Here is a 13,235-nt window from a genome sequence, read left to right as displayed (position 1 = left end):
ACACCAATAGAGGATGCAGGTAATGACCAACGTCAACACCGAATTAGCGAATGGCGTTCTTCGGGTGGAACTCAATCGCCCCGAAAAGAAGAACGCTCTTACCGGAGCAATGTATGATCGTCTCGCGCAAATATTGACCGAGGCGAATAAGAACGACGCCGTCCGTGTGATGCTCTGGCACGGAGCTGGTGATTCTTTCTGCGCGGGCAACGACATCGGCGATTTCCAGAAGAACCCGCCCCAGGCCGGCGGATCGCCACAGGCCAGGTTGACCGAAGCCTTCATCGGTTTCGAAAAGCCTGTCGTTGTCGCCGTCCACGGCGCGGCGGTGGGTGGCGGCACCACGATGCTGGCCCATTGCGATATCATCTATGCCGGCGAGAGCTCAAAGTTCCGCCTGCCATTCGTCGATCTCGCTCTGGTCCCGGAGTTCGCCTCGAGCTACTCGATCCCTGCGCTCGCAGGTTACATCCGTGCGGCCGAACTTTTCCTGCTGGCCGAGGCGTTCACGGCGGCACGGGCCGCCGAGTTGGGCTTGGTGACGCACGTCGTGGGGGATGAGGAAGTCTTCACCATGGCCGCGCTGACAGCAAAGAAGCTCGCAGCAAAGCCGGCCGGAGCCCTCATGGCAACGAAGCGGTTGACCAAGCGAGCGGCGCTCGACGGATACCGCGAGGCCGCGCGGGCGGAATCGAAGGAATTTGTTGAGCGTGTCCGCTCCGACGAGGCGCGAGAGGCTTTTGTGGCCTTTCTCGAGAAACGCACGCCCAATTTCAATCGCACGCCGCCGGCAGACGCAGCCAAATAGCACCGTGTTGCACCGACAAAAGGAGTTCCCCATGACTGAGCAACTAACGCGGACCGCACAGATCCACACGCTGACTGACCGGCTCTTTCTGCTCGAACTGAGCGGTGGCCGGATCCACACGCTAAACACTGACGGCTCAGACAACAAGGTCCTCGTGACCGGCGCCCGCAATCCCGACGGAATCGCCGTTGATGTCCAGGCTGGTCATATCTACTGGACCAACATGGGAGTACCCAAGAGCAACGACGGCTCGATCGAGCGCGCCGATCTCGACGGCGGCAATCGCAAGGTGATCGTGCCTTCCGGCGTCACTTTCACGCCCAAGCAGCTTCATCTCGATAAGCCTGGCGGCAAGCTCTACTGGTCCGATCGCGAGGGTATGCGCGTGATGCGCTCCAATTTGGACGGCTCGAATGTCGAGACTTTGGTTGAGACCGGGCGCGGCGACGTCGATCGACGCGACCAGTCGCGCTGGTGTGTCGGGATTACCGTCGACCCCGTCCAACGCAAATTTTACTGGACGCAAAAGGGTGGTGACAACGCCGGCGTCGGCCGCATCTTCCGCGCTGGTATCGACATGCTCCCGGGCGAAACTCCGACCGAACGCTCCGATATCGAGCTATTATTCGACGACCTTCCCGAACCGATTGATCTGGAGCTCGATCTCGACAATCGGGTCCTTTACTGGACCGACCGTGGCGATCCACCAAGCGGCAACACGGTGAACTGCGCCCCCATAGACGAGACCAATCCGCAACCAAAGATTTTAGTCACTCACTTGATGGAGGGGATCGGTCTTGCGCTCGACCTCCGTGGAAAGCGCATGTTCTTCACTGATCTTGGCGGCTCGCTCTACGCCGCCAAGCTCGACGGATCGCACCGGCGCGTCCTCCTCTCCGCGCAGGGCAATCTCGCCGGCGTCGCCCACGCCATAATCTGATTTCCTAACCTGGAGAAACGGACATGACCTACGACAAACCCATCAAACGCATCGCCGTCGTTGGCACCGGAGTCATCGGCGCTAGTTGGGCCGCGCAATATCTCGCTCGCGGCTTCGATGTGGTCGCGACGGACCCTGCGCCTGGAGCGGAAAAGCGTCTGCGCGATTATATCAACCGCGCGTGGCCCGACCTGAAGACGATCGGCCTGGCTGCAGGCGCGTCGCAAGATCGGCTCAGCTTCACCGCCGATATGTCGGCCGCACTCGTCGATGCGGACTTCGTCCAGGAGAACGGTCCCGAGCGTCCCGAATTCAAGCAGAAGCTGTTCGCCGAAATGGACGTGGCCGCGCCAATCGATACGATCATCGCGTCGAGTTCGTCTGGGCTGACGATGAGCAGTGTCCAGGTCGATTGCGTCCATCCCGAGCGCACCGTCATCGGCCACCCGTTCAACCCGCCCCACATCATCCCGCTCGTCGAGGTGGTGGCGGGCGCGAAAACCGCGCCGGATGCTATTGCGCGAGCAATGCGTTTCTACGCGGAAATCGGCAAGAAGCCGATCCTGCTGAAAAAGGAGTTGCCCGGCCATGTCGCGAACCGACTTCAGATCGCTCTATATAAGGAGATCACCTATCTCATCCAGGACGGTGTCCTTAGCGTCGCCGACGCTGACGATGCTGTAAGCTACGGCCCCGGTTTGCGCTGGGGCGTGATGGGGCCGAACCTGCAGTGGCACCTTGGCGGTGGCGAGGGCGGCATCCAGCACTTCATGGAGCATCTGATGCCACGAATGGTCGAGTCGATGAAGCATCTTGGCTCGCCCGATTTCGGTCCCACATTGGCCCAGACGATCGTCGATGGCGTCCTGGCCGAAGCCGCAGGCAAATCGGTCGATGAACTTGCGGCGGAGGAAAACCGCACCCTTATCGGACTCCTGGCGCTTCGGAACGTCTCTAAGGCGCGAGCTGCATCGGCTGTCGCGGCGGAATGAAGCGACGGTTGATGAGCATGACTTGGATCTCGCCGGATCTACCGGCGAGGCAGCCACGTTGCCGGCCGCGCCCGACGTAGATGAAGACAGCAAACCTGAGAAGCTGGTCGGGACCAGGGCGCCGATGATCGCCGCTGCGCGACAGCGCGTGCGATGGCATCACGTTGGACCTGTTGAGCGGCAATTTTTGCCTGTCACAGAGGAAGTATTCACATGTCCCATATCAAACCTATTCGCCAGGTTACAGTCATTGGAACAGGAGTGATCGGTGCTAGCTGGGCGGCACTCTTCCTGGCCAAAGGACTCGATGTCATCGCGATCGATGTTTCGCTGAACGCTGAATCCTCGTTGAGGAAGTTCGTACTTACCGCCTGGCCAGCGCTCGAAAGACTAGGGCTGACGCCCGGCGCCTCACCCTTGCGGCTGTTCTTTACGAGCGACCTTGCGGAGGCTGTGAAAGATGTCGACTTCGTCCAGGAGAGCGGACCTGAACAGCTCGATTTCAAGCAGGAACTGTACGGTCAGCTCGATGCTTTGTTGCCCCCAGACGTGATTATCGCGTCCAGTTCCTCCGGCCTCCCCATGAGCCAAATCCAATTGGGCGCAACCATACATCCCGAACGATGTGTCATTGGCCATCCCTTCAATCCGCCGCATCTCATGCCGCTGGTCGAGATCGTCGGCGGTCCACTTACCTCGGAAGCTACGATCCGGCGTGCGCAGGACTTCTATAGGTCGTTGGGCAAGCAGACGGTCCGCATCAACAAAGAAATGCCGGGCCACGTCGCAAGCCGCCTCCAGGCTGCGCTAGCACGCGAGGCGTATTATCTGGTTGCCGAGGGCGCGCTGAGCGCAGCCGACGTCGACACCGCACTCACCGCCGGCCCTGGCCTACGTTGGAGCGTCATGGGCAACATGATGCTCGACCACCTCAGCGGCGGGCCTGGCGGTATCGAGCACTTTTTGCAACATTTCGGAGCCCCGTTGACAGCATCTTGGAAGTCCCTTGGCTCACCAGAGCTGACACCGGAAGTACAAAGGAAGCTCAGCGAAAGCGTTCGTGCTGAAGTCGGAACGCGCACAATTGAGGAGCTTGAGGCTGAGCGCGATGACCGCTTGCTTGAGATCCTTGAGCTGCGCGCGAACGCCATTTGAGAAGCGACCCGCACGTCCTCGGCGATAATGCCCGGACCTGCCTTCGCTCCGTCATCGAGTTACAAAGGATAAATGCCATGCCAGGAAGGCTAATGGAGGGCACCAAGTCCGCATATCAGTATCCATTGCTTATTAAGCAGCTATGGCACGCACCGCTCCAGCAGGCGCCCGATCAGGTGATCGTATATCGGGACAGGAAGCGCTTCACCTATCGGCAATTACGTGAGCGCGTCGGTCGGCTGGCATCCGCTCTTGCGAAGCTTGGCGTCGACGCCGGCGACACCGTCAGCGTGCTGGACTGGGACAGTAACCGATTCCTTGAAGCCTACTTTGCCGTTCCGATGATGGGCGCGATCTTGCAGACCGTAAATGTCCGCCTGCCGGCAGAAGAGATCGCTTACACGATCAATCACGCGGGCTCGTCAATTATTCTGGTCAATGATGACTTTGTCCCGGTTCTGGAAGGCATAAGGCAACAACTGCCCAAAGTGAGAACATTGATCCTAGTATCGGATCGGACAACACCCCAAGAAGGCAGACTGACATTTGCCGGCGAATACGAGGCTTTGCTGGCCGCTGCCGAGTCCGACTACACTTTTCCCGACTTCGATGAAAACACCCTTGCCACCACTTTCTACACGACGGGCACAACTGGCTTACCGAAAGGCGTTTCTTTCAGCCACCGCCAGCTTGTTCTCCACACACTCGCCCAAGCAGCTTTTTCGGGCACGGCCGCAAAACAGGGCCGCTTCTCCCGCGACGACGTCTATATGCCGATCACCCCAATGTTTCATTCCCACGCCTGGGGGTTTCCGTGGACGGCGACTCTTGCCGGTGTCAAACAGGTGTATCCGGGGCGCTATGACCCGACCGTCCTCCTGACGCTTATCAAGGCCGAAGGGGTGACCTTCACACACGGCGTGCCGACGATCCTGCAAATGCTGCTTGATGCAGCCACAGAGGCGAACGTCAACCTCGCCGGCCTGAAGATGGCTATCGGAGGTTCGGAGCTACCGAGAGCGCTTGCCAAAAGAGCGCTCTCGTTGGGCGTCGATGTGTACGCTGGCTATGGAATGTCCGAGACCGCACCTTTGCTCACCACAGCACTCGTCCAGACTGCGGACCTGACCGGGGATCTCGAAAAGGAGATCGATATCCGGACCAAGGCTGGCATCTCAGCACCTCTGGTCGACATTCGTGTAGTCGACCAGAGCTTGAAGGAGGTCCCCCACGACGGCAAGACCAAAGGCGAGATCGTCGCACGTGCACCGTGGCTTACGCAGCGCTACACTGAAAACACCGAAGCATCCGAGCAATTATGGGCTGGCGGTTATTTGCACACCGGTGACATCGGCGTTTTGGATCCGAACGGCTATCTCCATGTCGTCGACAGGATCAAGGACGTCATAAAGACTGGCGGCGAGTGGGTGTCATCCCTTGAGATCGAGGATTTCATTTCCCAATGCAAGGGCGTATCGGAGGCAGCGGTTATCGGCATTGAGGACGACAAATGGGGCGAACGGCCATTGGCTCTCGTGACCAAGGACGAAAAGACGGGCGGCGGTCTCAGCGAGACTGAAATAAAGTCGCATCTGAAGTCCCTTGTCGATAGCGGTTTGATGTCCAGGTTCGGAATACCGGACAAAATCCTGTTCGTGGATTCGCTTCCCAAGACAAGTGTCGGGAAGTTTGACAAGAGGAAGCTCAGGGAAACCTACGGCAAGCCATCGCACCTCCCATAAGCAACCGCGGAGGAGCAACGATGAGTGCTCATATTAGGGCAGATCGCCTCTATCTCGAGATCTCAAGGCGGGTCAGCGCCTCGCCAGCGCCCGTCGTACGATCCATGAAAACACAAATCAGGGCATTTGACGCGCAATTCGATCCTCGTTTCACACAGACGAGGAGACAGGCGAAGGCAATCTCTTCAGAGGGCTAGTGGCAAGTGGTCGAGACACGCTTGAGCACCAATTGCTCGGCGGGGTAGCCGGCCATGAGCATTGATATTTTCGTGCCAGAGCCAGCCATTGACGTCCACGCGGCCCATCGTCTCGTCGTGACAAGTTCAAGAAATAATCACTTGCGGGCGCACATGAACGACGAAGTGACATTCCTGTCATGTCAAGACCGCTGCTGACGCTATCGGTTCTGCTTGTGAAAGCTCACATATAGGAAAGCCGGGATAAACCGATACTTAAGTGCATGGAGGCGCCGTTTACCGCCGTCGATTGCGTGTTGGCGGATATGACAATGGCGGGCATTGGCGGCATCGGCCTGCAGACGGCACTGAAGACCTATGCCAAGCATCCGCCGCTCATCTTTATGGCTGGCGGCTGGGATGAGCGACTGCGCCGCACGGCCATCGCCGGCGGCGCAGTCGCCTTTCTCGAAAACCCATTGACATCGACATTCTCGCCGACTGCCTCGAATCGGCGCTAAAGGCCTGATGGCAGGAGGCGCGGACGGAATGGCCGCACCTCGAAGGATTCTCAATCTCACCCTCACCGCGGCCCGTAGGACTGTGCCGTATCTACATCGGCTTCGGGCCAAGCAATTCAGGCGCGGATGAACGCGAGCAGATCAGCGTTGATCACATCGGCATTGACCGTGGCCATGCCGTGTGAAAAGCCCGGATAGATCTTGAGCGTACTGTTCTTGAGAAGCTTGGCCTGGAGCACGGCCGCATTCTGATAGGGCACAACCTGATCATCGTCGCCTTGCATGACCAGTATCGGCACTGTGATGGCCTTGAGGTCGTCGGTCTGGTCGGTCTCCGAGAACGCCTTTATGCCGTCATAGTGGGCCTTGGAGCCGCCCATCATGCCCTGGCGCCACCAGTTGTCGATGATGCCCTGCGACACCTTCGCGCCGGGCCTGTTGAAGCCGTAAAACGGTCCGGAAGGCAGGTCGCGGAAGAATTGCGGCCGGTTGGTCGCTACGGCCTGCCGGAAACCGTCGAAGACCTCGATCGGCATGCCGCCGGGATTGTTTGCCGTCTTGACCATGAGTGGCGGGACTGCGCTGATCAGGACAGCCTTGGCGGCGCGGCCCTCGGGCTGGCCATACTTCGCTACATAGCGGGCAACCTCGCCGCCGCCGGTGGAATGGCCGATGTGGACGGCGTTTCTAAGATCGAGATGCCTCACGACGGCCGCGGCATCCGCGGCGTAATGGTCCATGTCATGCCCGCTGCCGATTTGTGTCGAACGGCCATGCCCGCGCCGGTCATGGGCGATGACGCGAAAGCCCTGCGCCAGAAAAAACAGGAGTTGCGAGTCCCAGTCGTCCGAGCTGAGGGGCCATCCGTGATGAAACATCAGGGGCTGGGCGTCTCTCGCCCCCCAGTCCTTGTAGAAAATCTCGATACCGTCGACCGTTTTCACGGACGCCATGGCTTCGCCGCTCTGTTTCGGCGATGGCGCGCTCTTCGCCTTCGAGGCCGCATGAGCGGGGATGGCCGAGAGCAGCGGTACGGTTGCGGCAACACTGCCAATTGTCAGCATGTCGCGTCGCGAAATGGTTTTAGGATCGTTATCCGGGGCCATTTTGGATCTCCAATTGGGAATGAATCGGGGCTTCGTGTAGAAAGGGACTTCCAGCGGATCGGGCGCCGTCAAACCTGAAAGCGGCGCTTCATCTCGCGATAGGCATCCGCCCGCGAAAGGGCGAGGTCCTTCAATTGCTCATCGGTGAGCGCAAGTAATGCCACGCGCGAACGGCGCTTTTCCCTCTGCCAAATCAACTGTTCGAGCAGTGAAACGGCAGAGAAACAAATGCCAGTCAATGACAGAGGGCGATGATATCGCCGCTTGCGCGAGTACGTCATCCTGATTGTGGTCATTGTCCTATCCTCGATTTATGGCACCGCCGGGAGGGGCCGGATGGCTGGCCTATGCGGTTAACGTGCAAAGGATGCGCGGTCTATGCTGACGAAACCATAGGACAAAAGTATCGACTATACTTTGGTATGGCCACCACGGGCTCTTTAATACTTGGATTCATTGTGCGACCCACGCCGTCCCGCCAATTATACGACCGCCACACCGGCACCATGTACAATCGACAGTCACGGTAGCCGTGCTTAGGCTCATCTCGGACGGGATCCGGAGAGACGAAGCTACAGGACATACGCGACGTTCAAGGATCCGGACGGAAACGCATGGATCCTTCAGGAGATCACGCAGCGGCTCAAGGGCCGCCAGGGTGGCGAGGTCAAATTCTCGTCGGCCAGCGAAGTCGAAGGCGCGCTTCGCCGGGCCGCATGCGGCTGGAACGTCATCCGATCTCGGTGAGCCATGAAACGATCTACAAGTTCGCAAACTCGGCTGACTGGCCACGCTATGAAGGTCTGGCGGATTTGCCGGAGCAGCGTGCCAGGCGCAGACCATGACACGCCAGACGCAAGCACGGTCAACGCTTTAGCCCGGACTTGAAAATCTGCGCCGCCCAGCACGGTCGAGGAAATGGTTTTCGAGAGAGGTCGATCCACTGTCGGTCACAGACGCAGATCTGATCGAGATCTGCAACCACCTCAACGCGACGCCGCGCAAATGTCTTGGCTATCGAACGCCAGCCGAAGTCTTCCGCAAACAAACTGCTCGCCCGGATGAGACACGCCGGTTAGCTTGGGCAGCCCCGCAAGTCGCGCTTCAGCATGAACTCACACTCTTGCTGGTCTTGGATCGTTGGTAATCGTGCTGACTGGATGCGCGGGCAGTGCCAAAGCAGTTGCCGGGGCGCCCGGCCCTTTTGTGGCGCCCGATAAAGCTTATGACAGCAATGCTTGACCAGATCATTCCCCAGACCGGTGCCGGGGCGGTCATCCCCGGCAACCATTCGCGCAAGATCCCCATCCTCCCCGGTCCGGGCATCTACGAGATGCGCAACTGCCGAGGATAAATCAAGTGACGGGAAGATGCTGGTTCTGCCCTCGCCTTGCGCTATCCTGGCAGTTGGAAAAACCAATTGGCGATCAGCACGATTGCGAGGCCGCCGGCAAGCGCCAGATATGGCAGAATACCTGCCTTCTTCACACCTAGATCCAATCCGACCAGGCCCAGATCCTCCATCGCCCCAGCAGGGAACTTGCCGCCGTCGCGCACATAGTGCCTGTAGGCGAAAACCGGCAGGATCAACGCGGCGAAAGCGAAGCCGATCCAGAGCGCGTTTGCGTAACCCCAGACCTTGGCACCGGCACCGAGGAAGAGCGCATTGACGAAAGCGAGAACGGTGTTGAGGCCGATGAGCCAGGTCGGCGCCTTCCACGGACGCCCGATATGGCCGGAGTCGATGCGGTGGATCCAGCCGGAATTGAGATTGAGGAAGTTGAAGATGATGTAGCCGACGTTGGAGACGGCGAGCACGAAGAAATAGCCGCTGGTGTCAGATGCAATGGCGAGAAGGGCGAGGTTAAAGGCGAAGTCCGTCCACATTGCCCTGGTCGGTGCGCCATTCTCGTTCACATGGTCGAGATATTTCGGCAGCCAGCCGTCCTTCGAGCCCTGATAGAGCGTGCGTGAGGAACCGGCCATCGCGGTCATGATCGCGAGGAACAGCGCCAGGATCATCAGGATGACGAGCAGCTGCGTGACGATCCTGCCGGCGCCGATCAGGCCACCGAGCGCTTCGCCTACACCGGTGCCATCTACGATGCCCGGCGCCAACATGCCGGCATGGCCGAGCACGCCCTGGAAGGCGAAGGGCACGAGGAAGAAGAACAGGCAGCAGGCAAGACCGGAATAGAAAATCGCCTTGAACGTGTCGGTCTTCGGATTCTTGAGCTCGCGCGTATAGCAGACGGCGGTCTCAAAACCATAGGTCGACCAGGCAGCGATATAGAGGCCGCCGAGGAAGAGCGTCCAGCCACCATTGCTCCAGGTACCGTCGGTACCGGCATAGGCGGCTGTCGGCGGCACGAGGCCGGTGACGTTGGAGGCAATGATCTGGCCGCTGACGATCGGATAGACACCGATGATCAGCAACGGCACGAGAACGATGATCGCGAGCCACTTCTGCACGCTTGCCGTCTCAGAAATGCCGCGATGCTGGATCGCGAAGATGATCAGCATCAGGATCCCACCAATGAAGAAGGTGGCGTTGATGTTGGCGGTCGCGAGGAATGGAATGTTGAAGCTGACGAGAGACCAGTTGCGGATGGCTGGCGTCAGCGCGGCAACGCCATCGGCGCTGAGCAACGTGCTTACAGCATCCTGTGGCGACGTGCCGGCGTGAGCTGCAATATATTCAGCAACGCGCGGGCTATCGGCCGCTATAGACGTGGCATGCGCGCTGATCCAGGTGATGACGGCCTGCGAGTCCGCCGCCGGGATCGGGAAAAAGGCATTGAGAATATAGCCGGCTGCGATGGCACAACCCAGTGACAGCACCGGCGACCAGGCAAACCAATTGCACCAGACCGAGAGTGGCGCGATGAACTTCGAATAGCGCAACCAGGCAGTCGCACCGTAGACGGAGGCGCCGCCGGACTTGTTGGCAAACATGCCAGCAATTTCCGCGTAGGTGAAAGATTGCAGAAATCCCATGATCATCGAGATGATCCACACGGCGAAGGCGAGCTTGCCCGTTGTTCCGGCGATACCGCCGATGGAGAAAAGAACGAGCGGCGGCACGCCCGCAGCAACCCAGAACGCGCCCTTCCAGTCGAGCGCGCGTATAAGCTTACCTTCGGTGCCAGCGGAAACGCCGGCGTCCACAATATCAGTCATCGATGAAGTTCCCCGTTTTTGTTCCGAACGTAACTTTCGTACGTCTCCTTGAACGTGCCTCCCATGGCATTTCGGGCTTGCTGGAGGTTTTCGTGAGCCGCGTCTGCACGCGGATTTCCAGTCTAGGCCCTTTATAGAAAGTAAATATATTTTCTTTTTAGTCAACATCCCTTTACTTTCGGGAGGCGTTTTGTCAGCATGATCCGAGTGCCGGGAGGCACATCGTTCCGCCGAGAGGATTGCATGCGAGATCTCCATCCGACGATCGCCGGAGTGCGGCCCCCTTCGGCGAGCATGATCCGCTATCCGGGCATCACGACATTGCCGCCGAATACAGAACGCTACCGCTGCAAGGGTGGCGGATCGCTCGTTATGCGCGTCGAGCCCGGTGATCATATCACGGTGACCGACAGCGAGGGCGGACAGGCCTGCGAACTGTCCTTCCTCGATACGACGGGCAAGTTCCAGGCCGCCGGCTTGGGAACGGCCTTCACCCATGCTGCGGAAGGGCTGAAATCCATCCTCTCTTCCGGCGACGAGAGCGCGGCAAGAACCCGCGCAGCATTGCAACGCCGTGGCGCCGATCTCTCGAAAGCCGGGGCTCTTCGTATCCTTGGAACGGCATCGCCTGCCGGCAGCACGGCCGAGTTCACGATTGCGCTGACAGGCCTGTTGATCGTCACGGCACCGGGCGATGCCATGTCACCGGAGGCACAGGACACCACGACGCCGATCGAGATTAGAATTCGGCGCAGCCAATTCATCCGCGACTATGCCTCCGCCCTGCCGGAACCGCTGGCAGACCCAATCGAGGATATCCGTATCAGGGCGGCCACGGCGTCCGCCTACTTCGTGCGCGCCGGCGAATTCATCCAGATCATCGACGTCTACGGCCGGCAGTGCACCGACTTCCAGGCCTTTGCTGCCCGCAAGGTGGACAAGGGGTTGGATCTCGCGCTCGATGCCACCATCACCCGCACTCTGCTCGGCCGCAGCTATCCCGCGCCCGGCCTGCCCTCGAAAGCCTTCGATCGCGACTTCGAACCGCTGGTGGAGATCGTGCAGGATACGGTCGGGCGTCACGACGCCTTCGCGACCGCCTGCAATTCCCGTTATTATGACGATATGGGCTATCCTGGCCACGTCAATTGCACCGACAACTTCAACGCGGCGCTGGCGCCCTATGGCATTGCCGGCCGCAAGGGCTGGGAAGCGCTCAACTACTTCTACAACACCAATATCTCCCACAATAATCAGCTCTATCTCGACGAACCGTGGTCGCGGCCGGGCGACTATGTACTGATGCGGGCGCTGACCGATCTCGTCTGCGTCTCCTCCTCCTGCCCCGACGATATCGACGCGGCGAATGGCTGGGATCCGACGGATATTCACGTCCGCACCTTTTCCGGAAAAGAGAAATTCTCACGAGCGGTAGCCTATCGCATGACCCCTGACGCCGACGCCGAACTGACGCGCGAAACCGCGTTCCACCCTCGCCTCTGCGCACTGACGCGGGATTACACCGAATATCGCGGCTACTGGCTGCCGAACCGCTTTGCCGCCGAAGGCCCGGTCGAGGAATATTGGGCCTGCCGTGAACATGCTGCCGTCATCGATCTCTCGCCACTTCGCAAGTTCGAGGTGACGGGGCCGGATGCCGAAGAGCTGCTGCAATATTGCCTGACACGCGATGTCCGCAAGCTATCGACCGGCCAGGTCGTCTATTCAGCCATGTGCTATGAAAACGGCGGCATGATCGACGACGGCACGCTCTTCCGGCTCGGCGACAAGAATTTCCGCTGGATCGGCGGCGACGACTACAGCGGCATCTGGCTGCGCGAGCAGGCTGAGAAGAAGGGCTTCAAGGCCTGGGTACGCTCATCGACCGACCAGATGCACAATATCGCCGTGCAGGGACCTAAGAGCCGCGACATCCTGAAGGAGATCATCTGGACGGCGCCGCGCCAGCCGACGATCGGCGAACTGGAATGGTTCCGCTTCGCCGTTGGCCGCATCGGCGACTTCGAGGGCGCTCCCGTCGTCGTCTCGCGCACGGGTTACACCGGTGAGCTCGGCTACGAGATTTTCTGCCATCCCAAGGATGCTTTGACCGTCTTCGATGCCGTCTGGCAGGCGGGGCAACCGCACGGTCTGAAGCCCATGGGTCTCGAAGCCCTCGACATGGTTCGCATCGAGGCGGGACTGATCTTCGCCCATCACGAATTCACCGACCAGACGGATCCCTTCGAGGCCGGCATCGGCTTCACCGTGCCGCTGAAATCCAAGCAGGATGATTTCATCGGCCGCGACGCACTTATCCGCCGCAAGGAGAACCCACGCCACCTTCTGGTCGGGCTAGATGTCCAGGCCAATGAAGCGGTCGGCCATGGCGATTGTGTTCATATCGGCCGAGCACAGGTCGGCGTCGTCACCAGCGCCACACGCTCGCCGATCCTCGCCAAGACGATCGCGCTTGCCCGCATCGACGTGACTCATGCAGGCGTCGGCACCGCGGTTGAGATTGGCAAGCTCGACGGCCAGCAGAAACGCTTGCCGGCCGTCATCGTGCCCCTCTCACACTACGATCCGCAAAAGACGCGGCCGCGGTCCTAATC

General features: G+C 59.7%; 11 protein-coding genes and 2 pseudogenes. 10 read left to right on the top strand and 3 right to left on the bottom strand.

Annotation, left to right across the window (positions count from 1 at the left end):
• The first annotated feature begins 22 nt into the window (after window positions 1–22).
• The 6 genes from FHX09_RS13610 (at window position 23) to FHX09_RS13585 (ending at window position 6,334) form a co-directional block, all read left to right on the top strand.
• A complete protein-coding gene (locus FHX09_RS13610; RefSeq protein WP_184450194.1) occupies window positions 23–808 on the top strand; it encodes an enoyl-CoA hydratase-related protein in 786 nt (261 codons plus the stop codon).
• 31 nt (window positions 809–839) lie between these two features.
• Window positions 840–1,748, top strand: coding sequence for a 3-hydroxyacyl-CoA dehydrogenase (locus FHX09_RS13605; protein ID WP_184450193.1), 909 nt, complete (start codon window positions 840–842; stop codon window positions 1,746–1,748).
• A 23-nt stretch (window positions 1,749–1,771) separates the two neighbouring features.
• Window positions 1,772–2,740 carry a 3-hydroxyacyl-CoA dehydrogenase NAD-binding domain-containing protein gene (locus FHX09_RS13600; protein ID WP_184450191.1) on the top strand — a complete coding sequence of 323 codons (969 nt, stop codon included), beginning with the start codon at window positions 1,772–1,774 and terminating at the stop codon, window positions 2,738–2,740.
• Window positions 2,741–2,953: 213 nt separating this feature from the next.
• Window positions 2,954–3,895 (top strand): 3-hydroxyacyl-CoA dehydrogenase NAD-binding domain-containing protein, encoded by a 942-nt coding sequence (locus FHX09_RS13595; protein ID WP_184450189.1) that lies wholly within the window; start codon window positions 2,954–2,956, stop codon window positions 3,893–3,895.
• A 77-nt stretch (window positions 3,896–3,972) separates the two neighbouring features.
• A complete protein-coding gene (locus FHX09_RS13590) occupies window positions 3,973–5,637 on the top strand; it encodes a fatty acid--CoA ligase (RefSeq protein WP_184450187.1) in 1,665 nt (554 codons plus the stop codon).
• Window positions 5,638–6,097: 460 nt separating this feature from the next.
• Window positions 6,098–6,334 (top strand): response regulator, encoded by a 237-nt coding sequence (locus tag FHX09_RS13585; protein WP_348649169.1) that lies wholly within the window; start codon window positions 6,098–6,100, stop codon window positions 6,332–6,334.
• A 116-nt stretch (window positions 6,335–6,450) separates the two neighbouring features.
• Here FHX09_RS13585 and FHX09_RS13580 read toward each other — a convergent pair whose 3' ends face one another.
• Together FHX09_RS13580 and FHX09_RS13575 are read right to left on the bottom strand one after the other, a co-directional pair.
• Window positions 6,451–7,440, bottom strand: coding sequence for an alpha/beta hydrolase (locus tag FHX09_RS13580; RefSeq protein WP_246699437.1), 990 nt, complete (start codon window positions 7,438–7,440; stop codon window positions 6,451–6,453).
• A gap of 68 nt (window positions 7,441–7,508) precedes the next feature.
• Window positions 7,509–7,736: a DUF1127 domain-containing protein gene (locus FHX09_RS13575; protein WP_184450183.1), complete on the bottom strand. Its 228-nt coding sequence runs from the start codon at window positions 7,734–7,736 to the stop codon at window positions 7,509–7,511.
• A 253-nt stretch (window positions 7,737–7,989) separates the two neighbouring features.
• Between FHX09_RS13575 and FHX09_RS29875 the strand changes: the two are divergent.
• The 3 genes and pseudogenes from FHX09_RS29875 to FHX09_RS30345 form a co-directional block, all read left to right on the top strand.
• Window positions 7,990–8,157 (top strand): annotated as a pseudogene (locus tag FHX09_RS29875) (glyoxalase); the annotation flags it as partial.
• Window positions 8,151–8,519: pseudogene (locus FHX09_RS29870) on the top strand (IS30 family transposase); the annotation flags it as partial. The pseudogenes FHX09_RS29875 and FHX09_RS29870, both read left to right, overlap by 7 nt.
• Before the next feature lie 146 nt (window positions 8,520–8,665).
• Window positions 8,666–8,794: a hypothetical protein gene (locus FHX09_RS30345; protein ID WP_274533069.1), complete on the top strand. Its 129-nt coding sequence runs from the start codon at window positions 8,666–8,668 to the stop codon at window positions 8,792–8,794.
• A gap of 41 nt (window positions 8,795–8,835) precedes the next feature.
• Here FHX09_RS30345 and FHX09_RS13570 read toward each other — a convergent pair whose 3' ends face one another.
• Window positions 8,836–10,620 (bottom strand): APC family permease, encoded by a 1,785-nt coding sequence (locus FHX09_RS13570; RefSeq protein WP_184450181.1) that lies wholly within the window; start codon window positions 10,618–10,620, stop codon window positions 8,836–8,838.
• A 243-nt stretch (window positions 10,621–10,863) separates the two neighbouring features.
• On the opposite strand from FHX09_RS13570, the gene FHX09_RS13565 reads away from it, so the two are divergent.
• On the top strand, window positions 10,864–13,233 hold the full coding sequence (locus tag FHX09_RS13565) for a DUF1989 domain-containing protein (protein ID WP_184450180.1): 2,370 nt from the start codon (window positions 10,864–10,866) through the stop codon (window positions 13,231–13,233).
• Window positions 13,234–13,235: the final 2 nt, after the last annotated feature.

It is taken from the genome of Rhizobium sp. BK538 (genome assembly GCF_014197575.1).
GTDB lineage: Bacteria > Pseudomonadota > Alphaproteobacteria > Rhizobiales > Rhizobiaceae > Rhizobium.
This window is presented reverse-complemented; position numbering and strand designations above follow the sequence as displayed.

What these genes read in the sequence shown, in the direction of transcription:
- FHX09_RS13590 (WP_184450187.1), top strand. Translation starts at nt 3,973, where the DNA reads ATGCCAGGAAGGCTAATGGAGGGCACCAAGTCCGCATATCAGTATCCA.
- FHX09_RS13585 (WP_348649169.1), top strand. Translation starts at nt 6,098, where the DNA reads ATGGAGGCGCCGTTTACCGCCGTCGATTGCGTGTTGGCGGATATGACA.
- FHX09_RS13570 (WP_184450181.1), bottom strand. Translation starts at nt 10,620, where the DNA reads ATGACTGATATTGTGGACGCCGGCGTTTCCGCTGGCACCGAAGGTAAG.
- FHX09_RS30345 (WP_274533069.1), top strand. Translation starts at nt 8,666, where the DNA reads ATGACAGCAATGCTTGACCAGATCATTCCCCAGACCGGTGCCGGGGCG.
- FHX09_RS13605 (WP_184450193.1), top strand. Translation starts at nt 840, where the DNA reads ATGACTGAGCAACTAACGCGGACCGCACAGATCCACACGCTGACTGAC.
- FHX09_RS13575 (WP_184450183.1), bottom strand. Translation starts at nt 7,736, where the DNA reads ATGACCACAATCAGGATGACGTACTCGCGCAAGCGGCGATATCATCGC.
- FHX09_RS13565 (WP_184450180.1), top strand. Translation starts at nt 10,864, where the DNA reads ATGCGAGATCTCCATCCGACGATCGCCGGAGTGCGGCCCCCTTCGGCG.
- FHX09_RS13580 (WP_246699437.1), bottom strand. Translation starts at nt 7,440, where the DNA reads ATGGCCCCGGATAACGATCCTAAAACCATTTCGCGACGCGACATGCTG.
- FHX09_RS13595 (WP_184450189.1), top strand. Translation starts at nt 2,954, where the DNA reads ATGTCCCATATCAAACCTATTCGCCAGGTTACAGTCATTGGAACAGGA.
- FHX09_RS13610 (WP_184450194.1), top strand. Translation starts at nt 23, where the DNA reads ATGACCAACGTCAACACCGAATTAGCGAATGGCGTTCTTCGGGTGGAA.
- FHX09_RS13600 (WP_184450191.1), top strand. Translation starts at nt 1,772, where the DNA reads ATGACCTACGACAAACCCATCAAACGCATCGCCGTCGTTGGCACCGGA.